Annotated in this window: 27 protein-coding genes; 10 read left to right on the plus strand and 17 right to left on the minus strand. The window is 62.8% G+C overall.

Annotated elements, in window-relative coordinates; all coding sequences use genetic code 11:
• Positions 1-218: 218 nt before the first annotated feature.
• A complete protein-coding gene (locus tag V1294_RS27665; protein WP_334501584.1) occupies positions 219-914 on the minus strand; it encodes a DUF899 family protein in 696 nt (231 codons plus the stop codon).
• Positions 915-1,305: 391 nt separating this feature from the next.
• Here V1294_RS27665 and V1294_RS27670 point away from each other — a divergent pair, with 391 nt between their 5' ends.
• Both V1294_RS27670 and V1294_RS27675 read left to right on the plus strand, forming a co-directional pair.
• On the plus strand, positions 1,306-1,827 hold the full coding sequence (locus V1294_RS27670; protein WP_334501586.1) for a FecR domain-containing protein: 522 nt from the start codon (positions 1,306-1,308) through the stop codon (positions 1,825-1,827).
• An 11-nt stretch (positions 1,828-1,838) separates the two neighbouring features.
• Positions 1,839-3,734: a CHASE2 domain-containing protein gene (locus tag V1294_RS27675; protein ID WP_334501588.1), complete on the plus strand. Its 1,896-nt coding sequence runs from the start codon at positions 1,839-1,841 to the stop codon at positions 3,732-3,734.
• An 11-nt stretch (positions 3,735-3,745) separates the two neighbouring features.
• Here V1294_RS27675 and V1294_RS27680 read toward each other — a convergent pair whose 3' ends face one another.
• From V1294_RS27680 to V1294_RS27690, 3 genes are all read right to left on the minus strand, one after another.
• On the minus strand, positions 3,746-5,245 hold the full coding sequence (locus V1294_RS27680) for a glycosyltransferase family 39 protein (RefSeq protein ID WP_334501590.1): 1,500 nt from the start codon (positions 5,243-5,245) through the stop codon (positions 3,746-3,748).
• Between the two features lie 133 nt (positions 5,246-5,378).
• A complete protein-coding gene (locus V1294_RS27685) occupies positions 5,379-6,509 on the minus strand; it encodes a glycosyltransferase family 2 protein (RefSeq protein ID WP_334501592.1) in 1,131 nt (376 codons plus the stop codon).
• 324 nt (positions 6,510-6,833) lie between these two features.
• On the minus strand, positions 6,834-7,034 hold the full coding sequence (locus V1294_RS27690; protein WP_334501594.1) for a hypothetical protein: 201 nt from the start codon (positions 7,032-7,034) through the stop codon (positions 6,834-6,836).
• Between the two features lie 216 nt (positions 7,035-7,250).
• Here V1294_RS27690 and V1294_RS27695 point away from each other — a divergent pair, with 216 nt between their 5' ends.
• Both V1294_RS27695 and V1294_RS27700 read left to right on the plus strand, forming a co-directional pair.
• Complete coding sequence (locus V1294_RS27695; protein ID WP_334501596.1) at positions 7,251-7,868, plus strand: phasin family protein; 618 nt, start codon at positions 7,251-7,253, stop codon at positions 7,866-7,868.
• Between the two features lie 175 nt (positions 7,869-8,043).
• The gene (locus V1294_RS27700; RefSeq protein WP_334501598.1) at positions 8,044-8,868 is read left to right on the plus strand and encodes a DUF72 domain-containing protein; all 825 of its coding nucleotides are present in this window, start codon (positions 8,044-8,046) and stop codon (positions 8,866-8,868) included.
• Positions 8,869-8,876: 8 nt separating this feature from the next.
• Here V1294_RS27700 and V1294_RS27705 read toward each other — a convergent pair whose 3' ends face one another.
• Positions 8,877-9,845 carry a Bug family tripartite tricarboxylate transporter substrate binding protein gene (locus tag V1294_RS27705; RefSeq protein ID WP_334501600.1) on the minus strand — a complete coding sequence of 323 codons (969 nt, stop codon included), beginning with the start codon at positions 9,843-9,845 and terminating at the stop codon, positions 8,877-8,879.
• 141 nt (positions 9,846-9,986) lie between these two features.
• Between V1294_RS27705 and V1294_RS27710 the strand changes: the two genes are divergently transcribed.
• Positions 9,987-10,454 (plus strand): DUF488 domain-containing protein, encoded by a 468-nt coding sequence (locus V1294_RS27710; RefSeq protein WP_334479209.1) that lies wholly within the window; start codon positions 9,987-9,989, stop codon positions 10,452-10,454.
• A gap of 130 nt (positions 10,455-10,584) precedes the next feature.
• On the opposite strand, the gene V1294_RS27715 is transcribed toward V1294_RS27710, so the two are convergent.
• The 6 genes from V1294_RS27715 to V1294_RS27740 form a co-directional block, all read right to left on the minus strand.
• Positions 10,585-11,499 carry a PhzF family phenazine biosynthesis protein gene (locus V1294_RS27715; protein WP_334501603.1) on the minus strand — a complete coding sequence of 305 codons (915 nt, stop codon included), beginning with the start codon at positions 11,497-11,499 and terminating at the stop codon, positions 10,585-10,587.
• A gap of 12 nt (positions 11,500-11,511) precedes the next feature.
• Positions 11,512-12,822 (minus strand): adenylate/guanylate cyclase domain-containing protein, encoded by a 1,311-nt coding sequence (locus V1294_RS27720; protein ID WP_334501605.1) that lies wholly within the window; start codon positions 12,820-12,822, stop codon positions 11,512-11,514.
• A 133-nt stretch (positions 12,823-12,955) separates the two neighbouring features.
• A complete protein-coding gene (locus V1294_RS27725; RefSeq protein ID WP_334479203.1) occupies positions 12,956-14,122 on the minus strand; it encodes an ABC transporter permease in 1,167 nt (388 codons plus the stop codon).
• Entirely contained in the window at positions 14,119-15,063 is a 945-nt protein-coding gene (locus V1294_RS27730; RefSeq protein WP_334501608.1) for an ABC transporter ATP-binding protein, read from the minus strand. The genes V1294_RS27725 and V1294_RS27730 overlap by 4 nt, the downstream gene beginning before the upstream one ends.
• Positions 15,060-15,845 carry an HlyD family secretion protein gene (locus V1294_RS27735; RefSeq protein WP_334479199.1) on the minus strand — a complete coding sequence of 262 codons (786 nt, stop codon included), beginning with the start codon at positions 15,843-15,845 and terminating at the stop codon, positions 15,060-15,062. The genes V1294_RS27730 and V1294_RS27735 overlap by 4 nt, the downstream gene beginning before the upstream one ends.
• Entirely contained in the window at positions 15,842-16,564 is a 723-nt protein-coding gene (locus tag V1294_RS27740) for a TetR/AcrR family transcriptional regulator (protein ID WP_334501610.1), read from the minus strand. Before V1294_RS27740 ends, V1294_RS27735 begins: the two co-directional genes overlap by 4 nt.
• Positions 16,565-16,998: 434 nt before the next feature.
• Here V1294_RS27740 and V1294_RS27745 point away from each other — a divergent pair, with 434 nt between their 5' ends.
• From V1294_RS27745 to V1294_RS27755, 3 genes are all read left to right on the plus strand, one after another.
• Positions 16,999-18,033 (plus strand): IS110 family transposase, encoded by a 1,035-nt coding sequence (locus V1294_RS27745; RefSeq protein WP_334501612.1) that lies wholly within the window; start codon positions 16,999-17,001, stop codon positions 18,031-18,033.
• A 410-nt stretch (positions 18,034-18,443) separates the two neighbouring features.
• A complete protein-coding gene (locus tag V1294_RS27750) occupies positions 18,444-18,815 on the plus strand; it encodes a nuclear transport factor 2 family protein (RefSeq protein WP_334479195.1) in 372 nt (123 codons plus the stop codon).
• Between the two features lie 225 nt (positions 18,816-19,040).
• On the plus strand, positions 19,041-19,352 hold the full coding sequence (locus V1294_RS27755) for a hypothetical protein (RefSeq protein ID WP_108516583.1): 312 nt from the start codon (positions 19,041-19,043) through the stop codon (positions 19,350-19,352).
• 180 nt (positions 19,353-19,532) lie between these two features.
• On the opposite strand, the gene V1294_RS27760 is transcribed toward V1294_RS27755, so the two are convergent.
• Both V1294_RS27760 and V1294_RS27765 read right to left on the minus strand, forming a co-directional pair.
• The gene (locus tag V1294_RS27760) at positions 19,533-19,973 is read right to left on the minus strand and encodes a hypothetical protein (protein WP_334501615.1); all 441 of its coding nucleotides are present in this window, start codon (positions 19,971-19,973) and stop codon (positions 19,533-19,535) included.
• Positions 19,974-20,008: 35 nt separating this feature from the next.
• Positions 20,009-21,097 carry a TRAP transporter substrate-binding protein gene (locus V1294_RS27765; protein WP_334501617.1) on the minus strand — a complete coding sequence of 363 codons (1,089 nt, stop codon included), beginning with the start codon at positions 21,095-21,097 and terminating at the stop codon, positions 20,009-20,011.
• Positions 21,098-21,380: 283 nt separating this feature from the next.
• Between V1294_RS27765 and V1294_RS27770 the strand changes: the two genes are divergently transcribed.
• Positions 21,381-22,334 carry a cyclase family protein gene (locus tag V1294_RS27770; protein ID WP_334479187.1) on the plus strand — a complete coding sequence of 318 codons (954 nt, stop codon included), beginning with the start codon at positions 21,381-21,383 and terminating at the stop codon, positions 22,332-22,334.
• A gap of 287 nt (positions 22,335-22,621) precedes the next feature.
• A complete protein-coding gene (locus V1294_RS27775; RefSeq protein ID WP_108516571.1) occupies positions 22,622-22,846 on the plus strand; it encodes a dodecin in 225 nt (74 codons plus the stop codon).
• 133 nt (positions 22,847-22,979) lie between these two features.
• On the opposite strand, the gene V1294_RS27780 is transcribed toward V1294_RS27775, so the two are convergent.
• The 4 genes from V1294_RS27780 to V1294_RS27795 all read right to left on the minus strand — a co-directional run bounded on the left by V1294_RS27780 (position 22,980) and on the right by V1294_RS27795 (position 25,562).
• Entirely contained in the window at positions 22,980-23,201 is a 222-nt protein-coding gene (locus V1294_RS27780; RefSeq protein ID WP_334479184.1) for a hypothetical protein, read from the minus strand.
• 82 nt (positions 23,202-23,283) lie between these two features.
• Positions 23,284-23,631, minus strand: coding sequence for a hypothetical protein (locus V1294_RS27785; RefSeq protein ID WP_334501620.1), 348 nt, complete (start codon positions 23,629-23,631; stop codon positions 23,284-23,286).
• Complete coding sequence (locus V1294_RS27790; RefSeq protein ID WP_334501622.1) at positions 23,631-24,911, minus strand: sulfite oxidase; 1,281 nt, start codon at positions 24,909-24,911, stop codon at positions 23,631-23,633. Before V1294_RS27790 ends, V1294_RS27785 begins: the two co-directional genes overlap by 1 nt.
• Positions 24,912-25,043: 132 nt before the next feature.
• On the minus strand, positions 25,044-25,562 hold the full coding sequence (locus V1294_RS27795) for a GNAT family N-acetyltransferase (protein WP_334501625.1): 519 nt from the start codon (positions 25,560-25,562) through the stop codon (positions 25,044-25,046).
• Positions 25,563-25,911 lie beyond the last annotated feature (349 nt).

Consider the following 25,911-nt stretch of genomic DNA (forward strand, 5'->3'; position numbering starts at 1 on the left):
TGCTAGTTCGCTTGGCGAAATCGGTGCATTCACTGGATACACACCAACCGCACACGCCAAAGCGCGACCACGCCGGACGACCGGCTGGCCTGCATAACGTGAAGCATTGGTATCTATACGAAGCATCGTCTTTCCAAGAGATCGGCGAGAAGCGCGCGATCAGATACAGCAATTCCAGGATTTGTAAATAGGGCCGGCAACGTCCACTTGTGCCGGCGCTAGTAACTCAGGCGCGGATACCAATCCTTGCCGCGCCCTTCGGGTGTGGTGTCGAGGATGGTCCACAGCGGATCGATGTCGGGCGCGCCGCGCGGGTCCTGTCCGGGGTCGGCCGTCGACGGTCCCATTTCGCCGGACCAGAAATGGCGGATGCTGCCGTCGCGGCGTGTGAACACGTTGTAGCCGGGTGCGTCCGCATCGGCTGCGCTGACGTAGTCGCGCGTAAAATCGCCCGACGGGTCCGAGTAGATCCGGTGCCGCGTCCAGCCGCGCGCCCTCTTCGCCTCGATCAGCCGCGCGATCGGCGAGCGCGCCACGAACACGAACGCGATGCGCTGTTCGACATCGGGCAGCTTCGCTTCCCAGGTACTCATGAAGGACGTGCACATCGGGCACGGCTGCTCGCGTGCGGGGCCGAACATGTAGCTGTAGATGACGAGCGTCTGCTTGTCGCCGAACAGGTCCGGTAACGTCGCCTTGCCGCCCTCGCCTTCGAACGCATAGTTCTTCGTCACTGCGCCGCCCGGCGGCAGCGCGCGGCGCAATTCGGCGACGCGCTCGATGTGACGGCGCAGCTCGATCTCTTCCGCCAGCAATTGCGCGCGGGCGCGGCGATACTCGACGCTCTCGTTGGGAAAGTGCACGCCGTTGCCGCGTGCGAGTTCTGTTGCGGGTTTCAGGGCGGAACCGGACATGGCAAAATCTCCGTTTGGTTGACCTGTTACAAGACGTTTCGGGCCCCTCCGGTCCGACACGTCAGCGAAAAAGGTGCACCCTCGAAATCTCCCTTTTGGCGCTCACGCGACAAGCTGCATACAGGCCTTGCGTTCCCGCGGGGGGCGTGGGGCGGCCGCAACCGGAACGGGTCCATTCAACTCCTTCTAATTTCTGCCATTTCAGCGCTGTAAACCGCCGTTTACGACGCCTTTTGGGGTCGCGTTGCACGATCGCAGTTTTTGCCGAACCTTATGGCTCGCCGGCAGACACATTATCTGCGCACCTCTTTCGCTTTGCACGCGGAGGCGCCATCATGATACGGTACCGTATCAATCCAATTTTCTCCCGTGCCCGGAAGGGGAAGCTGCCATGAGAATGCTGGCACGCGCCGGATGGATTGCTTTTTCAAGCTTGCTGCTGCTCGCCGGTGACGCGGCAGCCCAGCCGGCGAAATTCGGTTGCAATGCCCAACAGACGGCGCAAGCGACGCAGACGCTCCAGTGCCCGACGGCGATCACGATCGTGGCCGAAAGCGGCGCGAAGTTCGAGCTCAGGGATCGCAATCGCGACGGCCATGTCGATTCCGTCGAACTCAGCAACAGGGCCCTGCTGCTCGAAGTGCCGAAGAAGCCGGGCCGCGCCAGGTTCGACGTGGTGACGCCGCAGGCGATTGCGGCGGTGCGCGGCACCAAATGGGCCGTGGACGCCGAAGGTGCAAAGACATCGGTCTTCGTCGTCGACGGCCGCGTCAGCGTGGCGCGCCCCGCCGGCCGCGGCAGCGTCGTACTCGGCGCCGGTGACGGCGTCGATGTCGAGCCGTCGGGCGACCTGATCGTCAAGCGCTGGCCGCCTGCGCGCGTTACGGCCCTGATGGCAAGATTGGGACAATAGAAGACACGCAAATGAGCCGTCGACGTCCTCATATTCTGATTGCGTTGCTCTGCACGGGATTGTGGGCAGGCGCGATATGGCTTGGCCATAGCAGCGGCCATCTGCGGTTTCTTGACCGGCTCGAGTCGGCATTGACCGATGTGCGAACGCTTGCGCGCGGCGTAAAGGCGCCGCCGGACCTCGTCACGATCGTCGCGATCGACGACACCATCGTCAAACTCGGCGGCACCTATCCGCTACCGCGCGCAGAGATAGCCAGGATCGTCGAGGCGATCGCGCGGCTGGAGCCGAAGGTCATCGCGATCGATCTTCTCCTGGTCGACAAGGGCCCCGCCGATGGCGATGCGGCGCTCGCAAAATCGCTCGCGGCGAGTCCGAGCGTGCTGGCGGCGGCGGCGGTATTTTCGAACATCCTTCAACCTTCCGCCGAGGACGACGGGCCGCTGGCCCGCTTGCCGAAGGCCGACCGCTTCCTGCTGCCGCTCCCGGCATTGGCCGACCACGCGGAAGTCGGCATCGCCAATGTGACGACGGGCCAGACCGGCACGCCGCTGTCGGTGCCGATGCTGTTCCGGACACATGACAGAATCGAATTGTCGTTTCCGCTGCGTGTCGCGTCAATCGCGATCGGCCAGAAGCTGACGATCGAGCCCGACCGCCTGCTGTTCGGCGACCGGCCGATCGCGACCGCTTCCGATTATGCGCTACCGATTTCCTACTACGGCCCGCGTCGCACCATCCGCACCGTCAGCGCCGCAAATCTGATCGAAGGTCAGGTCGACAAGGAGGCCATTCAAGGCCGGATCGTCGTCCTCGGCGCGACGGCAACCGGCGCCGGCGACTTCTTTCCGACGCCGTTCGATTCACTGATGCCGGGGGTGGAAATCATTTCCACCGCGATCACGCATCTGGTCGCAGGAGACGGCGTCGTGCGCGACCGGCCGGTTCGTATCGTCGAGGCCGTCACGACGATCCTGCTCCCGATACTGCTGGTCGGTTTGCTGGCGTGGCGGCGAAACGCAGTCGGTCTGCTCACGGTCAGCGCGGTGATGCTGGCATGGGCGACTGCCAATTCGGTTGCTTTCGCGTACGGCATATGGCTCGACGCCGCGACGACAATGGCCGCGGCAGTGCCGCCGGTCGTGCTGTTCGGTACGTTACAACTATGGTCGGACCGGCGCAGCGCAGAGCATCTCGCCGTCCAAAACAAGCTGCTCGAACAATTCCAGACGCCGGGCCTGCAGGAATGGCTGACGCGCGATCCCGACTTCCTGCTGGCGCCGGTCAGACAGAATGCCGCCGTCGTGTTCGTCGATCTGTCCGGATTTACCTCGCTCAGCGAAACGCTCGATCCGGATGCCACGCGGGGGCTGTTGAAGGAGTTTCACGCCCTGGTCGACAAGGAAGTGACGCGGTACGGCGGCATGATCACGAGCTTCCTCGGCGATGGCGCCATGATCCTGTTCGGCCTGCCGGAGGCGGCTCCGGATGACGCGACGCGCGCGGCGCAATGTTCGATCGCGCTGTGCGTCAAGACCGAACGCTGGATCGAGGCCTTGCCGTCGCCGATCGGGTTGCGCATCGGCTTCAAGATCGGCGCGCATTTCGGACCGATTGTCGCCTCCCGGCTCGGCGGCCGCAACCATCAGCACATCACGGCAACCGGCGACACTGTGAACGTGGCGAGCCGCCTGATGGAAGTGGCGGCCCGCCACGATGTCAGGCTGGCGCTGAGCGATACGCTGCGGGTCGCGGCGGAGCGCACCGGCGCGCGGCTGAAAACCGGCAGCCTCGCCGGCCCCGTCGAGACGCAGATTCGCGGCCGATCAGGCTCGCTCACGGTCTGGCTGTGGCGGAGCGAACAACCCACGGTGGATCAACGCACGCACCCCGACGCCGCGGAGTGACCGGCCGCACCCTACTGCAGTTCCGGCGGCGGCGTGCGGTCGAATACCTCGCCCTTCGGCCCTTCCAGCAGATGCAGCGCATAGGTCTCGATCACGAGCGGTCCGCGCCTGCGCTCGACCTCGCCGACCTTCTCGACGCGGGCGAACATGTCCTTCAAGGGAGCTTCGCCGGGCCAGACCTCGCGGACGTAGAGCAACGGCCCGGCTAGCTGCGCCGCATCGGGCTCGGGCATGTTGACCCAGCGGATACGCTGGTTCTGCTGCGCAACGCAGGTCCCCTTCGGCAGATGGAAGGCAAGCCAGCCGGTGGTGCCGTAATCCGAGGCCAGTACGCATGTGGCTCCCGTTCGCGCCCTCGCCGCTTCGATCGCGCCGGCCGTTTCGCGCCAGCCGATACCGACGCTGCGCACAGTGGCATCGCGGCGATAGCCCGACAGCACGCCGGTGTCGGCCTGCACGACCAATAGCACGAACATCAGGACACCGCCCGGCGCCGCCCAGCGCCGGCAGAAATCGACCAGCCGTTGCCGGCGCGGCTCCCAATCGACCAGATGCGCGGCGACGGCGGCGGCGATTACGAATGCCGGGTAGACCGGCGCAAACCAGTTAGCCTCGACGCGGGCATGCAGCGAATGCCAGACGAAATAGGCGACGATGACCCAGAACATCGTATTGACGAGCGCACGCGCCGGCAACGTTCCAGCGCGGCGCCGGTAGATCGCGTACAGCCCCATCGCGCCGAGCATCCACACCAGAGGCGTCGCGAACGCGATCTGCGTCGGGATCAGTTCGGCGATGAAGATCGGGCGGAAATCCTCGATCCTCGCCCGCCCCATCTGCTTGACGAAGGACACCCAGTGGTGCCCGGCGTTCCAGAGAATGACCGGCGCAAACAGAAGCAGCGCGACGAGCCCGCCGAGATAAAGCCAGGGCGAGATCAGCCAGTGCCGCAGTTTGGGAACGGCGACCAGCCAGAGCAGGATCGCCGGCCCGAAGAACAGCGCAGTGTATTTCGACAGCAGCGCGCAACCGGCGGCGGCGCCGACCGCCAGCCACCACACGCCGCGGCCGGTATGCAGCACCTTGGCGAGCGATAATACCAGAAGACTGGAAGCCACCAGGAGCGGCGCGTCCGGCGTGACGATCATGGTGCCGACCGCGGCCATCAGCGTGATGTTCAGAAGGATCGCCGACGACGCGGCCACGCGCCGGCTGCCGAACAGCATGGCCGCGGCCTGATAGATCGCCCAGCTCATCGGCAGCGCCAGCAGGATCGAGACCAGCCGCACGCCGAACTCGGTATCGCCTGCGATCATCGTGCCAAGCCGGATGACCACCGCGACCATCGGCGGATGATCGTAATAGCCGCCGGCGAGATGCTTCGACCACATCCAGTAATAGGCTTCGTCGAAGGTGATCGGCGTGAACGCCGCGGCAATCAGGCGCAAGCCAACCAGCGCCAGGATTGCCAGACCGGTGTTGAGGGCAACCCGCGCTTCGCTCGGATTCATCTTGGAGCCCTTTTGGTTCTGATTAAATCAGAACCAGGCTCCATTTTATCGTTTTGACGCGTTTTCTTCACACGAACCGGCATCCACCCCCGGATCAAGTCCGGGGGCATGCTTCGCTCGAAAACGCTATCGGTCATCGCTTGCGCCAGACGAACAGTCCCGACATCGCGTAGTTCCAGACCACGCCCATCAGCGCGCCTGCGGCACCTGCGAGCCACCAGATCGGTTCCTGGTCGAAGACCGCGAACGCGACGCCGACATTGGCGAGCAGTCCGACGCCGCAGACGAGATAGAACAGCAGCAGGCCGCGGAGGATCGCAAATCCCTTCAGCCGCTGGTCGCGATAGGTGAGAAAATTGTTGAGGATGAAGTTGCTGGTCATCGCAATCAGCGCGCCGGTGGCCTGCGCCTCCGCAAACGGCATCTGCAAGATTTCGTGCGCGATGAACAACGCCGTGAGGTGCACGACAAGGCCGGTGCCCCCGACCATTGCGAACAGCAGGAAACGCAGCGAGACCACGTCGTTGGTCAGCTTGGCCAGCACCAGGCCGAGGAAGTCCAGCGCCACCATGGAATCGAGCTTGCTCTCGCCGTGCTGGCGCGAACCGAAAGTGTAGGGAATTTCGATGGCGCGCAGCTTGCCCTGCGCGGTGGCGATGACATCGAGCAGGATCTTGAAGCCCTGGATGGAGAGCTGCGGCGCCAGTTGCTCGAAGCGGTCGCGGCGGATCATGAAGAAGCCGCTCATGGGATCGGCGACCTCGACCTTCAGCACGCGCCTGGCGACCTCGGTTGCAAGCTGGCTGGCCCCTGCCCGCTGCTTGTTGAAACTGTCGGCGCTACCGCCCTCGATATAGCGGCTGCCGACCACGAGTTCCGCCTCGCCGCTCCGCAGCAGCGCGACCATCTTCGGCAGTTGCGTTTCGTCATGCTGCAGATCGGCGTCGATGACAGCCGCATAGGGGCCGCTCGAGGCCAAAATGCCCTCGATGCATGCACCCGACAGTCCGCGGCGCCCGATCCGGCGGACACAGCGGACGCGGGAGTCCTTCCGCGCCAGCCCCCGCACCACTTCCCAGGTCCCGTCAGGGGAATTGTCATCGACAAAGATCACTTCCCAGGAAATGCCTGATAGCGTGGCCTCCAGCCGCCGGTACAGCACGGTGACGTTGTCGCGCTCGTTGAAGGTCGGCACAACGACCGAAAGCTCAGGCAAACCGGCCTGCGACGGGGTTTCGGGGCCCGGTTTGATGGCGTCATTCATGATCGCCAGCGTATATCCGCCGCCGCCCGACATGCCAAGGCGAGCTTGGGGAACGAGGTGACTGGACGGTGAAAACGGGGTTGAAATCGACCCCGGTGTCTGCCCGGCGCGGGCAAATCGATAGCCGCCACCGGATCGGGTCCGGGGCCAGCTTCGCTTGAAAATGCTCTGAAAATGCCAACGACCACGAACAGAGGGCGCGCGTACATCCGGCGCAGCCAAACTATTCATGGTCGTTCCAGCGCCGGAGCCTTGAAGCGTCAACGTCGCCGTTAAAGGCTAGATAGGAATGCCCAGGGCATTCCGCTAGGTGCGACTCCTACCCTAATTCGGCACTTCCCGAATCACCGGCCCGCGCGGGGCTGGCGCCGCAGGAGCCGGCTGAAGCCCTGGCGCGGGTTGCTGGATGCTCGCCGGCTTGGCGGGCTTTCCGAACTGGCCGATCGGCCCGTAGGCGATTGCAACCACCATCACGATCGATGCGACGATGGCTCCCAAAAGACCGGCGAATGACTGCGAATTCATGCTCAACGATCTCCTACGCCTGATGGGGAACTGATATCACGGAAAAAGCTTGTGGAGGAATAGTCCCGGCCTCAGCCATCGACAAATCGGGCGGCCTGCGCCGCCCTCCAAAATCTCACCACGCGAGCGCCGCGTAACGGACAAGCAAGAACCGCGATTCCATCGCAAACAAGGCAGAGTCTCGACCTTTGGGTTGACAGGGATTAGGGGAAGAAGATGTCGAATACAGATCAGGGCAAACCGGCCGGGAAATCCGGACGGCGCAACCGGAAGGGCGAGCGGGGCAAAAAAGCCGCTCCCCAGGAAAGCCCGGCCGTGAGCCCGGCGCCGGTTGAATTGCAAAGCCCGGATCAGGATCAGCCACCGCGACCGGAACCGGTTCACGCGGAGAGCCCGAAGGTGGATCAGCCGGCCGTCGAGGAGCCCATCGTTGCTGTCACCGCGTCGCCCGAGGTGCAGCCGACCGCGGCGCCCTCGCCGACCGAGCCCGCACCAGTCGAGGCTGCGCCCGCCGAGGCTGCGTCCATCCAGCCCGCACCGGTCGAGTCCGCGGCGGAGCCTGCGCCGGTGAGCCTGCAGACCATCGCGAATGCGTATCGCGATTACACGCGGAAATCGATCGAGGAGTTCGGATCGTTTGTCGAGCAGCTCAGCGGCGTTCGTTCGCTCGACAAGGCGATGACGGTTCAGAGCGAATTCGTGAAGCGGGCTTATGAAACCTCGGTCGCCGAATCCCAGAAGATCTGCGAACTCCACAACCGCCTTGCCAAGCAAACCCTCGACCCATTCAAGGGGTTGACGGGCAAGACGCCGGCGACGCACGGCAAGCCCTGAGGTTCATTCGGGACCGGTTCGACGCAAATTGATGGAATCAAGAGGCTCCGATTTTCCGGAGCCTTTTTTGTTGAGGGATCATGCCTTTGACCCGGCGCCTGGCAAACTGGCCAATCAGTGCCGACTTGGGTAACATGCACTAGCTGCCTCCCCCATTTTTCCGACGAGCCCTCCCGTGAGCAAGCCTTCGAAATCGACCGCGAAAAACAGCGGCAACATCTATATCGGCATCGGCGGCTGGACCTTCGAACCGTGGCGCGGGGTGTTCTATCCCGAGAAGCTCACGCAGGCGAAGGAGCTGTCCTACGCCGCCTCGAAACTGACCTCGATCGAAATCAACGGTACGTATTACGGCTCGCAGAAGCCGGAGAGTTTTCGCAAATGGGCGCGCGAGGTGCCGGACGGATTCGTGTTCTCGTTGAAGGGACCGCGCTTCGCGACCAACCGCCGTGTGCTGGCGGAGGCCGGCGATTCCGTAAAACGCTTCTACGATTCCGGCGTGCTGGAACTCGGCGACCGGCTCGGTCCCGTGCTATGGCAGTTCGCACCGACCAAGAAATTCGACGAGGCCGATTTCGGCAAGTTCCTCGAACTGCTGCCGCGCAAACTCGAAGGGCGCGCGCTACGCCACGTCGTCGAGGTGCGGCATGACAGTTTCTGCGTGCCCGACTTCATCGCGTTGCTGCGCAAGTTCGAGACGCCTGTCGTATTCGCCGAGCACGGCAAGTATCCGGCGATTGCCGACGTCGTCAGCGACTTCGTTTATGCGCGGCTGCAGAAGGGCAATGACGAGCTCAAGACCTGCTATCCGCCGAAGCAGCTTGACGCCTGGGCCAAGCGCTTTCAGGCCTGGGCCGGCGGCGGCGAGCCCGACGATCTGCCGCGCGTCGACAAGGCCAAGCCGACGAAGGCGCCGCGCGACGTGTTCGCTTACGTCATCCACGAGGGCAAGGTGCGCGCGCCGGCTGGCGCGATGGAGCTGATCGAACGCGTCAAATAATTCCGCGGTCAATCGAGCTTGATGCCGGCCTCGCGGATCAGTTTTGTCCAATTGTCGTATTCGGAGGCGACGAAGGCGTCGAGCTTGTCATCCGGCAGATCCCACACCTCTCCGCCGCTCTTCTCGAAACGCTCCTTGAGTTCGGGCAGCGAGGCGCGGATTTCCTTCCGCAGTTTTGCGATCGCATCCGGCGGCGTCTTTGCGGGTGCGAATATCCCGAGCCAGGAATCGACATCGAGGCCGGGCACGCCGGCTTCCGACATCGTCGGCACGTCGGGCGCCAGCGGGCTGCGCTTCGATGACAATACCGCAATGCCCTTCGCCTGCCCGGACTGCACGTAAGGCAGCCCCGCGGCAATCGAATCGAAAAACAGGTCGATGCGGCCGGCGAGCAGGTCGGTGAAGGCCGGCGGCGAACCCTTGTAGGGTATCTCCTGAAATTTTACGCCGGCCGCCTTCATGAACGCAGCCGCCACCAGATGCTGGCCGGTGCCGACGCCGGCGGTCGCCACCGAAATCGAGCCCGGGTTGGCCTTTGCGGCGGCGACGATGTCCGCCAGCTTGCCATGCGGCAAATCCTTGCGGGCGACCATCACGTAACCGAACTTGTAGATAAGTGCGACCGGTACGAAATCCTTGCGCGGATTGTAAGCGAGCTTCGAATACAGCGCCGAATTGAACGCCATGTTGGAGAGCCCGCCGACCACCAGCGTGTAGCCGTCCGGCTCGCTCTGGCTTGCCGCCTGCGTGCCGACGACGGTTCCGGCGCCCGGCTTGTTCTCGACGACGAAGGCCTGCCCCATCCGCTTCGACAGCGCATCCGCAAGCTGCCGCCCGACCAAATCGTAACTGCCGCCGGGACCGATCGGAACGATGATTTTCACCGGACGGTCGGGATAGCCGGTCTGGGCGTGCGCTGCGGCAATGCCGCAAACGAGAAGCGCGAATGTCCACAATGAGCGGCTAATTCGGTTCATCTTGTTTCCCCCAGCGAGAATGGCCATCGACCGGCTCTTTCTCTGGACTATGCGACACGCCACCTCCGGCCACAACGCGGATGTAGCAATCGATCGACCATTACCGTAGCCTTGCGCCAGCGACATAATGTCTGGATCGACATGGCCCGCAAGATCAAACGCCTCCTCTTCACGATCGGTTACGAGCAGACGCCTTCGAAGGCGGTGCTCGACGAATTGGAGGGCGCCGGCGTGAAGCTTTTGGTTGACGTGCGTGCGGTCGCGTCCTCGCGGCGGCCCGGCTTTTCGAAGAATCAACTCGCCGCAGGTCTCGACGAGCGCGGCATTTCCTATCTGCATCTCAAGGGCCTCGGAACGCCGAAGAGCGGCCGCGAGGCGGCGCGTAGCGGAAAGTTCGGCCTGCTGCACAAGATCTATTCGGCGCATCTGAAGACGGCCCAGGCGAAGGAGGAGCTCGATGAGCTGTCGGCGCTGGTGAAGCAATCGGGTCCGGTGTGCATTCTCTGTTATGAGCGCGACCACACCCATTGTCACCGGCAATGGATCGCGGAGATCATCGAGGAGCGCGACGGCGTGAAGGTGGAGAATCTGGTCGCGCCACAGGTGTAAAACGCGGCCGGTAGCCCGGATGGAGCGCAGCGCAATCCGGGAACGGTGCCGCAGGCGGATCGACCTGCCCCGGATTACGCGGAGCCTGTCATCGGGCGCGCATTCGCGCGACCCGTTGGCTCCATCCGGGCTACAAGATACCCTCAAGCCGGAACGTTCCCTCCATGATCTTCACGCTTCCGCCGCCGACGTGAATGGAAGCAACCGCGCCATCTTTCTTGCGGACGCGCGTCAGCAGCAGGCTGGGCCGGCCCATGTCGACGCCCTGCCCGATCTTCAAGCTCAGTTCGCCATCCCTGATGTCGTCGAGATCGGCCAGCAGCGCCGCGCAGGCCGCCGTTGCGCTGCCGGTGGCCGGGTCTTCGGAGAGCCCGCTGGCACCGGGGTGAAACATTCGCGCCTGCAGCTCGCACGGCTTTTCGTCGGCCGGTACGTCGCGCGTATAGAAGTAGACGGCGTCGCTGCCGTCACACGGGAAGGTTTTTGCGAACGCCGCAGCATCGGGCCTCGCCCGTCGCAGCGCCTCGCGGGAGGCGACCTCGACGGCCAGGAACGCCAGCCCGACCGAGATGATCTGCGGCGGATGCCGGTCGGTCCTGACGTCGCCAGCCGGCAGCGAGAGGCAGGCAGCGGCCTGTTCGACGGGAAGATGCGACATCCGCTTCAGCGGCTGCGGCGCCGTGAATTCGGTGCTGACGACCCTGCCCTGCTCGGTCACGATCTCGACCGGCACGAGGCCTGCACCCTCCTCGAACAGCAGCCGCGCCGGCGGCGTTGCCGCCAGCGTCGCCAGCACGAAGGCGGTGCCGACATTCGGATGGCCCGCAAACGGCAGCTCCCGGTTCACCGTGAAGATGCGCACCTGTGCGTCGTGGGCGGGATCGGCCGGCGGCAGCACAAACGTCGTCTCCGAATAATTGAACTCGGTGGCGATCGCCTGCATCTGTTCGGTCGACATCCCGCCGGCATCGAGCACAACGGCAAGCGGATTGCCGCCGAAGGCGCGGTCGGTGAAAACGTCCACAGTGATGTAACGCCGCTGCATTTCGATACTCCCTTATCCCAACCGCCACACGGCCATCGGCTGCTCATAGCCCCTGACCTCGACCTCGCCGAGCGAGACGGCGTCGCCGCAGGCTTCGCCGAGCGCATCGCGAACCGCTTCCGAGATCAGGAACTGCGAATTGAAATCCTTGTTGAGCGCTTCGAGCCGTGAGGCAAAATTCACGGTGTCGCCGATCACGGTGTATTCCTTGCGCCGCGGCGAGCCGATATTGCCGGCGACCACTTCGCCGATGTGGATGCCGATGCCGATGCGCAGCGGCCAGCTCGTCTCCTCATTGATCCTTGAATTGGCTTCCAGCATCTCGCGCGCCGCGGCAACGGCCCTGTGCGCGGGGTCCGGCGCATGGAGGGGTGCGCCGAACAACGCCAGAAATCCGTCGCCCAGGAATTTGTTCACGATGCCGCCGTGGCGGTCGAGAATTTCGACCAGCACGGCGAAGGCACCATCGAGCCGGTCGACCACTTCCTGCGGCGTGCGCGTGCGCGCGCCGGCGGTGAAGCTGCGGAAATCGACGAACATGACAGCGACGCGGCGGATGTCGCTGTTGGTTTTGGTGCCCTCGGCCATCAGGCGTTCGACCACCTGCGGCGAGACGTGCTGGCCGAACAAATTGGTGATGCGGTCGCGCGCGGTCGCCGCCTTGATGCTCGACTCGAACTGCCGCCGCAATTGATGTCCGACCGCGCCAGCGAGCACGCCGCAGATCAGAATGATCAGGCTGCGCGCGGCGTGATAATAAAGGGGTTCGGCCTGGTCGCCGACCGCGGGATGATAGAACATCGCCATGCAAAACAATTGAACGGCGGCGACCGCGCCGGTGAAGGTCGAGAGCCAGAAATCCAGCCGAAGCGTAGAGAGGATGATGAAGATGAAGTAGATCATCGGCGTCACGAAGCCGAGCGCGGCCACCGACCCCATGCTGTTGATGTGCAGCGCCAGCGCGACCGTCGGCATCGAGGTCTCGATCAGCGCGCCGATATAGCGCCGGATCACCGGCAGGTCGCGGCCCTGCTGCATGTGGCGGGTGATCTGGCCATGCACCCACAATTCGAACAGGATGAACGGCACGATGATCGAATAGAGATATTCCGGCCTCAGGTTGCCGTGCCAGACGCGGCTCACCGCCTCGGACGCGAAGAAGTAGACGGTCCCGAGGATGATGGCGAGCAGCGCGGTGGTTGCGATCAGCGCCTTGATCCGCAACAGCTCGGTCGTCATCACTTCCTGCATCAGCGCGCGCTGGAAGTCGGCCGACACGCCGGTGTCTTGGTCGTTTTTCTTTTTGCCCCGGAATCCCAGCATTATTGCCCCTTGTCATTCCGGGGCACGCGAAAGCGTGAACCCGGAATCTCGAGATTCTCAGATGTGCAATAGCACATCATAGTTCGCCTCTTCGAGGCGCCCCGGAATGACGCCGACACGATGACCATATGCCTCAATCGAGCGTGCGACGGAAGCGTGTTACGGCGATCGTCATCGCGATCAGCATCAGTGCAATGAGTGCAATCGTATCGTACTGCAGGTTGGAAGGCGCGGCGCCCTTCAGCATGATGGCGCGGACGATGCGGATGTAGTGGGTCAGCGGCAGAGCCTCGCCGAGATACTGCGCCCAGACCGGCATGCCTGCGAACGGAAACATGAATCCGGACAACAGAATGCTGGGCAGGAAGAACATCATCGACATCTGCATCGCCTGCAACTGGTTCTGCACGATGGTGGAGAAGGTGTAGCCGATCGACAGATTGGTGGTGATGAACAGCGTCGTCAGCGCCGCGAGTAGTGTAACACTGCCGAGGATCGGCACCCCGAACAGCAGGACCCCGATGCTGACGATCAGTGTTGCCTGGATGAAGCCAACGATCACGTAGGGAATGATCTTGCCGAACATCACCTCCACCGGCTTGATCGGCATCGACAGCAGGCTTTCCATGGTGCCGCGTTCGATTTCGCGCGTCACCGACAGCGCCGTGAAGATCAGCATGGTCATGGTCAGGATGGTGCCGACGAGGCCCGGCACGATGTTGAGCCGCGACTCGGCCGCCGGGTTGTAGCGGGCATGCGCCCTGATCTCGAACGGCATCGCGGGCGGATCGCCGATGTGGAGGTCGTGCGCGAGCGCGGTCTGCACGACGACGCCGAGCGTTCCGAGCGCCGTGCCGGATGCGACCGGATCGGTCGCATCCGCCGCAACCAGCAGCGCCGGCTTGTCGCCGCGCCGCACCGCACGCTCGAAGCCGCGCGGGATCTCCACGCCGAACAGCACCTTGCCGGACTGCAGCAGATCGTCGAATTCGGCGACGCTGTGCACTTCGCGGGTGAAGCGGAAGTAGCTGGTATTCTCCATCGCCTTCAGCACCGAACGCGCCAGATCGCTGTCCTCCTGGATCAATACCGCCGTCGGCAGATGGCGCGGCGTGGTGTTGATGGCATAGCCGAACAGCAATAGCTGCATCACCGGGATCATCACGATCATCGCGAACGAGACGCGGTCGCGGCGGAGCTGGATGAACTCCTTGACCAGCATCGCATAGCTGCGGCGCCAGAAGCCGAAGGCCGGCTCCCTCGCCTCGTTCACGGGATGAACAGCTTCGGTCGCACTCATTGGAAATTGTCCTTTGAGCGGGTCATGAGATCGATGAACACGTCTTCCAGCGACGGTTCGCTATCCTGCCACTGCCATCCCCTCGTATTGCGATAGGGAGCAATGGTCGCCTCGAGCGCCGACTTGTCGCGCCCCGAGACGTGCAGGCTGGTGCCGAATGGCGCCACCATGTCGATACCGGGCTTGCCTGCGAGTTCGGCCGCAAGCCCGTTGAGGTCGTCGCCGGAGACCGTCCAGGTCGACAACGCCGATTTCGCGATCACCTCGTCCACTGTGCCGTGCGCCAGCAAATGGCCATAGGCGATATAGGCGATCTCGTGACAGCGCTCGGCCTCGTCCATGTAATGGGTCGAGACCAAAACCGTCAGCCCGTCGGCGGCGAGCGCGTGGATCTCGTTCCAGAAATCGCGCCGCGCCTTGGGGTCGACGCCGGCGGTCGGCTCGTCCAGCAGCAGCAATCGCGGATTGGGCAGCGTGCAGGCGCCGAGCGCCAGCCGTTGCTTCCAGCCGCCGGAAAGCTCGCCGGCCAGTTGCTCCTCACGGCCGTTCAGTCCGATCCGCCGGATCATGTCGCGTGCGGCCCCCCGCGCGTCGCGCATGCCGTAGAGCCGCGCGACGAATTCGAGGTTCTCGCGCACCGAGAGATCCTGATACAGGCTGAAGCGCTGCGTCATGTAGCCGACCTGGCGCTTGATCTTGTCGGCATCACGGCGGATGTCGTAGCCGAGACAGGTGCCCTCGCCGGCATCCGGCGTCAACAACCCGCACAGCATGCGGATGGTGGTGGTCTTGCCGGAGCCGTTGGGCCCAAGGAAGCCGTAGATCGAGCCGCGCTTCACCTGCATCGAAAGGTCATGCACGACCTCGCGGCCGCCGAATGATTTTGACAGGCCCTCGACGTTGATGGCGATGTCGGGGCCTGATGCGGGAGCCGAATTCATCGCTTGTCCGCCATTGGCGTTCGAGGGTTGAGAAACACGCTGATCGGCTGGCCGACGCGCAGGACGTCAGGCCGGCTCGGCCGCGCCTGGATCAGGTAGACCAGCTTGTTGCGCTCATCGAGGCTGTAGATGACCGGCGGGGTGTACTCGGCGGTCGTCGCGATGAAATAGATCTTTGCCGTGAGGTCGGCCGCGCAATTGTCGCAGGTCACCTTCACTTCGTCGCCGATCGACAGCTTTGGCAATTCCGCTTCCGGCACGAAGAAGCGCAGCTTCATGTTGCCGGGCGGCATGATCGACAAGACCGGCCGCCGCTCCGGCACCATTTCGCCTTCGCGGAAATAGATCTGCTGGATGGTGCCGCCGACCGGCGCAAAGCCGCTGCGCCGCGCCAGCCGGGTCTGCGAGGTGTTGACGCGGGCTTCCGCCACCCGCAACGCCGAGGTCGCCGAATCTAGGTTGGCCTGCGTGCCGGAGCCGGTCTTGCTCAGCGACGCCGCGCGATCGAAGGTCTGCTGCGCATTGGCGAGCGTGGCCTTGTTCTGATTGAGGTCGGCCTGCTGCAGGTCGTCGTCGACCGTATATAGCAGCATTCCGGGCTTCACCTCGTCGCCCTCGCGCACGTTGAGCCTGGTCACGCGGCCGCTTTCATCCGGGCTGACGAAGATCATGTCGGCCTCGACCCAGCCCTGGAAGCCCGGGTCTTTGCGCTCCGTGCAGCCCGCAAGCACGGCGGCGAGGGCCAGCGCAGCCAGAATTGCCGTCATTCGCGACGAAGTCATGTCGTCCTCCGTTCGCCAAAAATCAGATCGAGATGCACCCGAAACATTTCGAGGGCGTCCAGTGGCGCATGTCTGCTGAAAAGGCTCTGCCAGATCACGGCGATCAGCGCGGGCGCCACCATGATTTGCGGAAACCGCGCCAGGTTTTTCTGTTTGATCTCGCCGCGCGCGATGCCGAGTTCGATCAGCGCGCGCATGCCGCCGAGGCCTCGCGACACCACTTCGCGGTAATAGAAGTCGGCCACTTCAGGAAATCGCGGGCCTTCGGCCACGATCAGCCGCACGAGGTCGCCGCGGCGCGTGGTCGCCACCTCCTCGATGAAGGTTTTGGCAAAGCCCTCCACCATGTCGCGTACCGACGCCCCGGGCTGCGGTGGCGTGCTCCAGAGGCGGTTGATCATCGGCACGATGGCGGTGCGGATCAGCTCCTCGAACATCGATTCCTTGTCCTTGAAGTGCAGATAGATCGTGCCCTTGGCGACACCGGCCCGCTTGGCGACGTCGTCCAGCCGCGTCGCGGCAAACCCGCGCGCGATGAATTCGTCCATCGCCGCCTCGATAATGGCCCCGCGCCGCTCGGCCGCGCGTTCGGCGCGGTTGGAGGCGGGCTTGGGCGACGCCGGAGCGGCCGATCCCGTCTCCCCGGCCCGGCGATTGGCCGGTTTCGGGGCGGTTTTCAGGCCGGTTTTCCTGGAGGTCTTGTTGCTCGTTTCCGTCATGGTCACAATATGACTGACTAGTCAGTCATTGTCAATTCGAGATGAAAAAGCAGGTTTCACATGGGCGTGACCGACGCCGGTGAAACTTGGTCGCGCTGCCGGTTCGGAGGATCTTGCGCCTCGCCAAAGGCGCGCCATACCCCACACATGCGGGGGTCCCGGCACACCGCGGCCCATCCACGTCATTGCGACCGCAGCGAAGCAATCCACGCCTCCGCACGCCGCTCTATGGATTGCTTCGCTGCGCTCGCAATGACGTTGATACAGCCACGTAGATGGGGTAACGGGCCGGCCGAAGCAGCCGCTCGCTCGCTACGGCGCGATTTGAAAGCGCGCTCGCGAGCGGCTTCCGCTGAAGGCGGTCGTCCCTCACACTGATGGTGTCAAAAACCGGAGTCGGGCAGGCCCGCTCCAAGCATCATAGAGGGACGACCGTGAACCATTATGCAGGAATTGACGTGTCTTTGGAAAGCTCGACGATTTGCGTTGTCGATGGCGCGGGCAAGATTTTGCGGGAGGCGAAGGTTGCAAGCGAGCCGGAGGCCCTGATCGCCTGGTTCCGTTCGTTGGGGCTGGCCCTTGATCGGATCGGGCTGGAGGCCGGTCCGTTGTCGCAATGGCTCTACGCGGCGCTGCGCGAGGCGAAGTTTGCGGTCGAGCTTTTGGAGACGCGGCACGTCCGCGACGCCTTCAAGTCGATGCCGGTGAAGTCGGATCGCAATGATGCCCGCGGGATTGCCCAACTGATGCGGCTTGGCTGGTTCCGGCCGGTGCACTGCAAGTCGATCGAAGCGCAGGAGACGCGGGCGGTGTTGACGGCGCGCAAGCTGCTGCAGTCGAAGCTGCGCGATATCGAGAACAGCCTGCGTGGCGTGCTGCGGGGCTTTGGGCTGAAGGTCGGCGAGACCACCGAGCGTACCTTTGCGGGACGGATCAAGGAGCTGGTCGCCGGCCATCCCGGGCTTGAGATCGTTGCACAGGCCCTGCTCGAAGCGCATGCGGTGCTGCAGCGCGAGTTCGGCGGCCTGGACAAGCGGACGCAGAAGCTGGCCAGATTGCATCCACAGGCCAAGCTTCTGATGACGACACCGGCCGTCGGTCCGATCGTGGCGCTGACCTATGCCTCGGCAATCGACGATCCGGCGCGGTTCCGGTCATCGAAGGCGACAGGGGCGCATTTTGGCCTCACTCCGAAGAAGTACCAGTCGGGGCAAACCGATTATACCGGCCGCATCAGCAAGATCGGCGATGCTTCCGTGCGGGAGGCGCTCTACCAGGCCGCTCACGTCATGCTGACCAAGCCCGTGAAGAATTGCTCGGCGCTGAAGAGCTGGGCGATGCGGATCAAAAATCGCGCAGGCATGCGCAAGGCCAAGGTGGCGTTGGCGCGCAAGCTCGCCGTCATCCTGCACCGCATGCTGGCCGATGCAAAACCCTTCAACCCGATGGCCAAAGCCGCCGCAACCTAAGCTAAGGAGCATCAACCGAATCCGGGCGGGCCACGACACCAGGCCTTCCCCGAGCGAAGTCCCTCGCCGGGACGATGGATCCGGTCAGGCCGCCATCCGGGAAGTCGGCTCACAACCACGCTTCCGTAGATTGGCCGGCCGGCTCCTCTCATGCACCCCATTAGGCGACGGCCACCGCGCCGATCCCGTACAGAAGCAAGTGCCCGGCAAGTGGATAACGCAAAAAGGGATTGACTAACCAAGGCCCGTTACAGAAGCCCGGATGGAGCGGAGCGCAATCCGGAATTCCTTGACCGCGTCGTTCGAGGCCTCGCCCCAAAGCGTTGTCCGCGCCAGGATGACGTGATTGACTAAGTTATGAAGCGTTAGCCTGCCGAAATAGCGGTGTGTTGAAGTCGAGCGAGGCGCAGATGGATATTCGAGCCAAGCTAATAGAGATATGTGATGCGTTTAACGCGCACGATCTGGATCGGATCATGAGCTTCTTTGCCGATGATTGCGTTCTGGAGATGCCAAGGGGGAATAAGCCGTATGGCTCCCGTTTTGAGGGCAAGCAGAATGTGCGGCAAGGGCTGGCTGCGCGTTTTGAAGGACTGCCCGACGTCCATTACGGGAACGCCGAGCATTTCGTGGATTCGGAATCTCAAACCGGCATTTCGAAATGGTGCCTCACCGGCACCGGTCGGGATGGCAAGAAGCTGGAAGTCCAAGGTTGCGACTTCTACACCTTCCGCGACGGCAAAGTGCTTCGAAAAGACTCATATTGGAAACTCGTCGAGTGAACCCGGGATGGCCGGTTGATTCAACGTCCCGGCAAATGTCGGCTGGCGCGATCGTCGGCAGACCATCTCGGAAGCCGCCCAACGACGAACGTCTGGCGCTGGCGTCAATTTGCCGCTCGACACGGCCCGTAAATCTTGCGAAAATTTCCGGCGATACAACCGTCTTATCGGTGCATCACCCGATATCTGACATGTGAATGTAGGGAACCAGCGAGGGGACCTGCCATGGCTAGTATCGAAGAAGCTCCGGGCAAGCTCGTCTTGAAAGCAGGCTCAACGACGCTTACGCTCGACAAGGATTCCGGCAAGGCCACGCTGCAGCAAAAAATACTGCTGTGGAACAGAAAGCCTGTCGAATTCCCGCTCTCCAATATCGACGACATCGCGGTGAAGTCGAACGTCGACGGCCTTTCAGGCGCGGCCATCCATCACAGCGTCTTGCACGAGCGTACCGGCGAAATCATCGTCCTGACGACCGAGGAAGCCGAGGACGCCGCTGAAACAGTCAAAAAGCTGCGTGGATTTATTGGAATGTAGGGTTCATCGCCGGCTGCTCCGAATTTATCGGTCCACGCGCCGGCTGTGAAACTTCAGCAGGTAGCCGGATGAGCCAACGGGTCGCGCATTCGTGCGACCCGTCGGCTCATCCGGCCTACACTTGCTGGACATCTGAAAGGCCGCCGAGCCAGCACGAAAATGCTTGAAAATTTCATGCATTCAGAAACTCGGCGGAAAAACGCGAATGCTCTCAAACTTCTCTAGGTTGATTTTTCTCCAGCCGTTCAGCGGATATTCATAGTGAAAGCCGAGTCGGTCGGAGCCGGTCACGTATAGATTAAGTTCCTTTGGGCAGTCTTTTGGCGAATCGATATTTAGCGCGAACGGAATAGGAAACGTCGTCTTGGCATTCTGGAATACGAACGACTGAAAGCTCTTCTCCACGGTGTAGCCGTTCTCTTGCACGATTTCATCGAGCCCAAAAGATAGCCACTTCGGAGGAACGAAGGGAAAGAACCGCTTTGGATTGTCGTCCGGCACGAGTTCTCCATACAGCGTCGTCTTGCAAGCCCCAAGCGCGGCCGTCGATATCAACGTCACGACACATGCCGCCGCCAGAGCGAATATGGCGGCCGCCGAAACGCGCGGCATGTTGTTCACGGTGGCCCCCGGCGATCGAACATCGATGACGCGCTTCAGCCCTTGCGCATTTTGCTGAGCAGGAAGTTGTCGTAATAGTTTTCCGCGATCTGCGTGTAGAACAGCACTTCCTTCATGTACGCGTCGTGGCTCTCCTTGGTCTTCTTGAAGAGCGCGCTCTTCTCGGCAATCTCGTTCAGATGGTCCTGGGTTGCCTTGTAGCAGGCCTCCAAGACCGGTTGCGGGAACGCGCGCAGCTCCGCCCCGCCGGCGACAAGGCGCTTCAAGGCGGCAGGGTTTACGCTGTCGTATTTTTCGATCATCCACGCGCCCGCGGCCGAACCGGCCTGGTTGAGGACCGCCTGGTATTGCTTGGGAAGCGCATTCCACTTCTCTTCGTTGACGATCATGTGCAACATGGCGCCGCCTTCCCACCAGCCGGGGAAGTAGTAGTACTTCGCCACCTTGTAGAAACCGAGCTTCTCGTCGTCATAGGGACCGACGAACTCCGCGGCATCGATCGATCCCTTCTCGAGCGCTGAATAGACCTCGCCGCCCGCGATCTGCTGCGGCACGATGCCCAATTTGGCGAGCACATGGCCGCCCATGCCGGCGATGCGGAACTTGAGGCCTTGGAGATCCTCTGGTGTCTTGATCTCCTTGCGGAACCAGCCGCCCATTTGCGTACCGGAGTTGCCGCACAGGATCGCATGCGTCTTGAAAGGTTTCAGCGCCTCGTTGCAGAGTTCGGCGCCGCCGCCGAACGTCCACCAGGAATGCTGATGGCGATGGTTCATGCCGAACGGCGCGCCGGTCGCATAGGTCAGCGCCGGCTCCTTGCCGATGTAGAAATAGAGCGGCGTCTGCGCCATCTCGACGGTCGCCGAGCTCACGGCATCGAGCGCCTGCAGGCCTGGCACGATCTCGCCTGCCGCAAAAGTCTGGATCTGAAACTTGTTGTCGGTGGCGTCAGCCACGTATTTCGCAAAGGTCTGCGCCGTGCCGAAGATGGTATCGAGCGATTTTGGAAAGCTCGAGGTCAGGCGCCACTTGATCTCGGGCGCACCTTGCGCGATCGCAGGCGCCGCAACCAGCGCCGTCGCGCCGGCCAGGGCGCTGCCTTTGAGGAACGTACGGCGTTTCATGATGTGCTCACTCCCTTGAATTGCGAATCCATTGGCGCGGGGGCAAGGCGCCTTCCGGGACCATTCGACCCCCATCATAACGAACTTCGAGACGTGCGTGGAAGCGTGAAACCGAGCAAATTTGGTGTGCTGTCGCCTTACACCAAAACCTCGCCGCACCGCCGCAACTGCCGGTGGCACGTCGTCCCAGGCACCTTGTCGGACTTGAAACCGCCCCGATGGCATCAGCATTATTTGTCCCAGGGCGCCGTCTCCAGAGCGCCCTCTCTTGGGAGGATTGCAGATGAAAGCATTCACATTGGGTGCGACGATCGCGCTAGCGTTTTCCACCGCCGCTTACGCGCAGGCACCAAGCTGGACCGTTCCGGCAGAAAGCCAGCGCTGTCCGTCGAAATGGGGCGCGGCCGACGAGCGCGGCTCGGGTAATCATCAGAAGCCCGCGGCCGTGATGAACGCCGCGAAGCTGATCAAGACCGGCGAGGTGATCGAACTCGCGCACGTGCTCGGCCCCAGCATGGCGTTCTTCGGAACGCGGCGCTTCGACATGCACACCAAGCGCACCTTCATGAACCAGTTCTCCAACATGCGCGGCTCGAACGAGGAGATCATCATCACCGAGCTCGGCCAGGTCGGCACCCAGTTCGACGGCTTTGCGCACCAGACCCATCTCAACAGCTGGTACAATTGCCAGAAGGTCGACGAGAACTCAGATCGCACCGGCTTCAAGAAGTTCGGTATCCATAATGTGGGCACGCTGTTCACGCGCGGCGTCCTGATCGACGTTGCGGGCTTCAAGGGCGTCGAGATGCTGGGCGACAATTACGAAATCACGGTGGAAGATCTCGAGGGCGCCCTGAAGAAGCAGAACCTGACGCTGCAGCCCGGCGACGCCGTCATCATCCACACCGGCTGGGGCAAGCTCTACGGCAAGGACAATCCTCGCTACGTGAAATCCTGCCCGGGCATCGGCGTGCCGGCCGCGCTCTGGCTTGCCGCAAAGGACCCGATGCTGCTCGGCGCCGACAACTGGCCGGTCGAGGTCGCGCCCAACCCCGACAAGCAATTGTCGCTTCCGGTGCACCAGGTCGCGCTCGTGGTGAACGGCATCCATCTGCTGGAGAACCTCAAGCTCGACGAGCTCGCGCAAAAGGGCGTCGGCGAGTTCGCCTTCGTGATGCAGCCGCTCAAGATTCAGGGCGGCTCGGGCTCGACGGTGTCGCCGATCGCGGTGCGGTAGCGGCGGTTCTTCGATTTCGGCAAGGCTTGGCGCTGTCTGATATCGCAGACCACGATCACGCCCGGGCGCAGCGTGACTTCCGCTCTGGAAACGAGCGGACGTCGCGTGACCGTTGCGCGTGTCCATTCCAGAGCCGACGTGGACTTCACATCATGTGGCCCTCGCCCATCATAACTAAGTCGTCGGAACTCGGATGAGGGCATGGAGTTGGCTCACAGTCGGATCAAACGCCACAGCGGAGGCGGTGAACCCAGATTGCCCCGCTGACATTCCAACGGAGCTTCGCCATGCCAAACACCGAAATGAAGGATCACGTTTACAAGATCCTGGACCTCGTCGGATCCTCCGAGAAAAGCATCGAAGATGCCATTCAGAACGCCATAACCCGCGCATCAAAGACCGTTCGCTCCATGAAATGGTTCGAAGTGGTGCAAACGAGAGGCCACATCGAAGATGGATCCGTGCGCCATTACCAGGTAACCTTGCGGGTTGGATTTACCCTGGAGGGGTAATTCCTGGCAACTCAGCAGGACGAACAGAGTGAGGACGAGCAGAGTGCGTCAAGAAGCCGACGCACGTTTCGGTACGGACTTGCGTGCCCGCGCATCAAATAGCTGACATTGGGCGCTGAAAAATAGATGTCCGCTATAGCGTCGTCAGCGACCTGTCGGGGCCCGCGGCGCCGACCCGGTCTCTCAACTGATCGAACTCGCCGGGCTGATAGGTGGCCCCATCGGGCGTTACGATTTCGACGTTCCAGCAGCCGTCCGATATCAGTTCCGCGGCTTTCTTCAACGCAGCCGGAACCGACCCCCGGTTGAGGGTCACGTTTCCCGCCGTATCCTGCGCAGTAATCAAAAACCTCATATCACCGCCTCCCGGCGCAAGCCGCCGGCCATTCTGGCCTGGCGCGCGGCTGCGTCAAGAGCATAGCCAGATATCCGGGCATTCACTTCGCAAACGGGTTCACCCAGCCTCCCCGGCCCGCCGGCGCGCGCGGCGGATAGGCCGTCTCGAGATAGGTCAGCACCCTTTCGCGGTCCTTGTCGTCGAGCGGCGGCATGTTGTGGCGGCGGATCATCAGGTTGATCGAATCCTCCCACTGCGCGCGCGTCATGCCCTGCTGCGCCACCAGCCTAAAACCGTGGCAGGCGGTGCAGGCGTAGAAGGTCTCGTCGCGACCGGCGCCCGCGGCGAATTCCTCCGGGCTTTCGTCGCGCGGCGTGAAGCCCGTTTGCGCCATGGCCGGCGCTATCAAGAGTATGCCGGCCAAAGCGAGCCACGCAAAACGCCGCATCATCCCACCAGCACGGCGATGCGGTGCATGGCGTTGCCGCCATAGCCTTGCGGATTCCAGAAGCCGGCCTGATGCGGCTGCATCGCGCCCCTGGAATCGGTGGCGCGGGCCCAGATCTCGAAATAGCCGTCGCTCGGCAGCTTGATGGTCGCGGTCCAGCGCTGCCAGTCATATTTGTTCTTCGGCTTTTCCAGCGTGGTGCGCTGCCAGCTCGCGCCGAAATCGGTCGAGACATCCACCTGCTTGACGGTGAGATCGCCGGCCCAGGAGGCGCCGCGCAGCTTCAGCTCCTTGGTGCCGGCGGCGAACTTGGCGCCGTTCGCGGGATTGGTGATGATGGAGCGCACCGGCATCGACTCCAGAATGCGGAAATTCGCCGGATCGGCCTTGCCGCCGGGCACCATCGGCTTGATCGCGAGCCGATAGGAAAACTCCGTCATGCCGGGGCCGTCATGCTCGCGGTCGCGGATGGTGATGCGCGTCAGCCATTTTTGCGAGGCCGAACCCGCCCAGCCCGGCACAACCAAACGCACCGGCCCGCCATGAATGTTCGGCAGCGGCTTGCCGTTCATCGCCCACACGATCATCGTGTTCGGGTCCATCGCCTTTTCGATGCGCACGCCGCGCGAGATGCTCGGCTTGCCCGGATCGCCCGACAGATGCAGGTCGGCCGCATAATGCGCGGTGTATTTCGCTGATGGCTTGAGGCCGGCCTTCTTGAGCAGGTCGGCCAGCGGCACGCCGGTCCATTCCGCGCACCCTGCCCCGCCATTGGTCCACTGGTTGCCGCGCGCCGGCGGCGAGAACGCCGCGCGGCCGTTGCCGCCGCACTCCAGCACCATGCGCCGCGTCACGGCCTTGTATTTCGATTTCAGTTCGCCGAGCGTGATCTCAATCTTGTTGTTGACCTCGCCGTCGATGGTGATCTTCCAGGCGTCGGGATCCTTGGTCTCCTCGGGGATCTGCCCGTTGTTGCGGATATAGAATTTTTCGATCGGCGTGGTGTCGTCGTCGAGCAGGCTTTCCGGCGTCTCGGCAACCAGCGGCTTTTCGCCGAGCACGACGAGGCCTTCGTTCTTGCCGGGGAATTTCAGATATTGCGGGCCCTTGGCCGCGGCCTGCGCGTGGGCCTCCGGAATGCCTATGCCGTTGCGCGACAGCGGCAGACCGCCGCCGATTGCCGCGCCCAGCGCCACCAGACCTGAACTGCCCAAAAATCTGCGCCGGCTGGTATCGAACCCATTGCCATCAGCCGCACTGCCGCTCGTTTCCCGCGCCATGACGTCTTCTCCCTTGTTGCCCGCCCCCGGGCTTTCTTGGCCGGACTCCCTCCGGGAATCCAACTAGGGGGAGTATTTGCGTTTTGCAGCCGTGCCGCAAGATGGCGAGTTCGTAGCCCGCGCCGTCGCAGGTCAGTCAACGGGATGCCGAAGGTTCGTTCTCATCACATGGTTTTCGTAAGCCTGATCGCCGATCACAAAATCCGTGGAGCCGATCCTGGCAAAACCATGCCGGAGATAGAAGTCGATGGCCCGGCGGTTTTTGGCTTCGACCTTCAGCCAGGCGTTTTCGCCGCCAATGTTCCGGCAGTGGTCCAGGGCATGACGCAACAGCGCGCCGCCCCTTCCGCCCGCCTGGTGCCTCGGTTGAACATACAGAGTGGTGATTTCCAGCGGCGAACAATCGGCCTGCGGCGGCGCGGCCGTCGAACAAACCGTCACAAAGCCGTCAATTCCCGTCCGGTTCTCCGATACCCAGATCGCCAGATCGGGATCAACGATCGAGTTGCGAAACTTCTGCGCCGTGAATTCCGAAAGCACATAGTCCGCGAATAACGGACTGACGCCATCGCGCAGATACGTGTTCACCCAGACTTCAATGCTCACCGCAGCCAGACTGGACGCGTCTCGTTCCTCAGCCTTCCTGATCATGCCTGCTCACATCCGTTGCACGAGGCCTTCAAAGCGGGGCGTCGGCCTGCCGTTTTGAATTTATCGGCCCCACGCGCTAGCTGTGAAACTTCGACGATCTTGTCAATCACCTTGCGCTCGGCGAGCACCGGCGAGCCTGACTTTCGTAGTGACACCTGCGGGGGAAGGGCGTAATTTTCCAATGCGCTGATCAGCGGGCAAAAAAAACGCCCTGATCGAAAGAGCCCGAATGGCCTTTGGGAACAGCGACCGACTGATCAACTCAAACCGCGTTGGACGCTAGATCAAAAGATCATCTGCACAACGGCGAGCTTGACACGGGAGTCCAATCGCGAAGTCGCGTGAGGCG

It is taken from the genome of Bradyrhizobium sp. AZCC 1678 (genome assembly GCF_036924765.1).
GTDB lineage: Bacteria > Pseudomonadota > Alphaproteobacteria > Rhizobiales > Xanthobacteraceae > Bradyrhizobium > Bradyrhizobium algeriense.

What these genes read in the sequence shown, in the direction of transcription:
- V1294_RS27665 (WP_334501584.1), bottom strand. Translation starts at nt 914, where the DNA reads ATGTCCGGTTCCGCCCTGAAACCCGCAACAGAACTCGCACGCGGCAAC.
- V1294_RS27670 (WP_334501586.1), top strand. Translation starts at nt 1,306, where the DNA reads ATGAGAATGCTGGCACGCGCCGGATGGATTGCTTTTTCAAGCTTGCTG.
- V1294_RS27675 (WP_334501588.1), top strand. Translation starts at nt 1,839, where the DNA reads ATGAGCCGTCGACGTCCTCATATTCTGATTGCGTTGCTCTGCACGGGA.
- V1294_RS27680 (WP_334501590.1), bottom strand. Translation starts at nt 5,245, where the DNA reads ATGAATCCGAGCGAAGCGCGGGTTGCCCTCAACACCGGTCTGGCAATC.
- V1294_RS27685 (WP_334501592.1), bottom strand. Translation starts at nt 6,509, where the DNA reads ATGAATGACGCCATCAAACCGGGCCCCGAAACCCCGTCGCAGGCCGGT.
- V1294_RS27690 (WP_334501594.1), bottom strand. Translation starts at nt 7,034, where the DNA reads ATGAATTCGCAGTCATTCGCCGGTCTTTTGGGAGCCATCGTCGCATCG.
- V1294_RS27695 (WP_334501596.1), top strand. Translation starts at nt 7,251, where the DNA reads ATGTCGAATACAGATCAGGGCAAACCGGCCGGGAAATCCGGACGGCGC.
- V1294_RS27705 (WP_334501600.1), bottom strand. Translation starts at nt 9,845, where the DNA reads ATGAACCGAATTAGCCGCTCATTGTGGACATTCGCGCTTCTCGTTTGC.
- V1294_RS27710 (WP_334479209.1), top strand. Translation starts at nt 9,987, where the DNA reads ATGGCCCGCAAGATCAAACGCCTCCTCTTCACGATCGGTTACGAGCAG.
- V1294_RS27715 (WP_334501603.1), bottom strand. Translation starts at nt 11,499, where the DNA reads ATGCAGCGGCGTTACATCACTGTGGACGTTTTCACCGACCGCGCCTTC.
- V1294_RS27720 (WP_334501605.1), bottom strand. Translation starts at nt 12,822, where the DNA reads ATGCTGGGATTCCGGGGCAAAAAGAAAAACGACCAAGACACCGGCGTG.
- V1294_RS27725 (WP_334479203.1), bottom strand. Translation starts at nt 14,122, where the DNA reads ATGAGTGCGACCGAAGCTGTTCATCCCGTGAACGAGGCGAGGGAGCCG.
- V1294_RS27730 (WP_334501608.1), bottom strand. Translation starts at nt 15,063, where the DNA reads ATGAATTCGGCTCCCGCATCAGGCCCCGACATCGCCATCAACGTCGAG.
- V1294_RS27735 (WP_334479199.1), bottom strand. Translation starts at nt 15,845, where the DNA reads ATGACTTCGTCGCGAATGACGGCAATTCTGGCTGCGCTGGCCCTCGCC.
- V1294_RS27740 (WP_334501610.1), bottom strand. Translation starts at nt 16,564, where the DNA reads ATGACGGAAACGAGCAACAAGACCTCCAGGAAAACCGGCCTGAAAACC.
- V1294_RS27750 (WP_334479195.1), top strand. Translation starts at nt 18,444, where the DNA reads ATGGATATTCGAGCCAAGCTAATAGAGATATGTGATGCGTTTAACGCG.
- V1294_RS27755 (WP_108516583.1), top strand. Translation starts at nt 19,041, where the DNA reads ATGGCTAGTATCGAAGAAGCTCCGGGCAAGCTCGTCTTGAAAGCAGGC.
- V1294_RS27765 (WP_334501617.1), bottom strand. Translation starts at nt 21,097, where the DNA reads ATGAAACGCCGTACGTTCCTCAAAGGCAGCGCCCTGGCCGGCGCGACG.
- V1294_RS27770 (WP_334479187.1), top strand. Translation starts at nt 21,381, where the DNA reads ATGAAAGCATTCACATTGGGTGCGACGATCGCGCTAGCGTTTTCCACC.
- V1294_RS27775 (WP_108516571.1), top strand. Translation starts at nt 22,622, where the DNA reads ATGCCAAACACCGAAATGAAGGATCACGTTTACAAGATCCTGGACCTC.
- V1294_RS27780 (WP_334479184.1), bottom strand. Translation starts at nt 23,201, where the DNA reads ATGAGGTTTTTGATTACTGCGCAGGATACGGCGGGAAACGTGACCCTC.
- V1294_RS27785 (WP_334501620.1), bottom strand. Translation starts at nt 23,631, where the DNA reads ATGCGGCGTTTTGCGTGGCTCGCTTTGGCCGGCATACTCTTGATAGCG.
- V1294_RS27790 (WP_334501622.1), bottom strand. Translation starts at nt 24,911, where the DNA reads ATGGCGCGGGAAACGAGCGGCAGTGCGGCTGATGGCAATGGGTTCGAT.
- V1294_RS27795 (WP_334501625.1), bottom strand. Translation starts at nt 25,562, where the DNA reads ATGATCAGGAAGGCTGAGGAACGAGACGCGTCCAGTCTGGCTGCGGTG.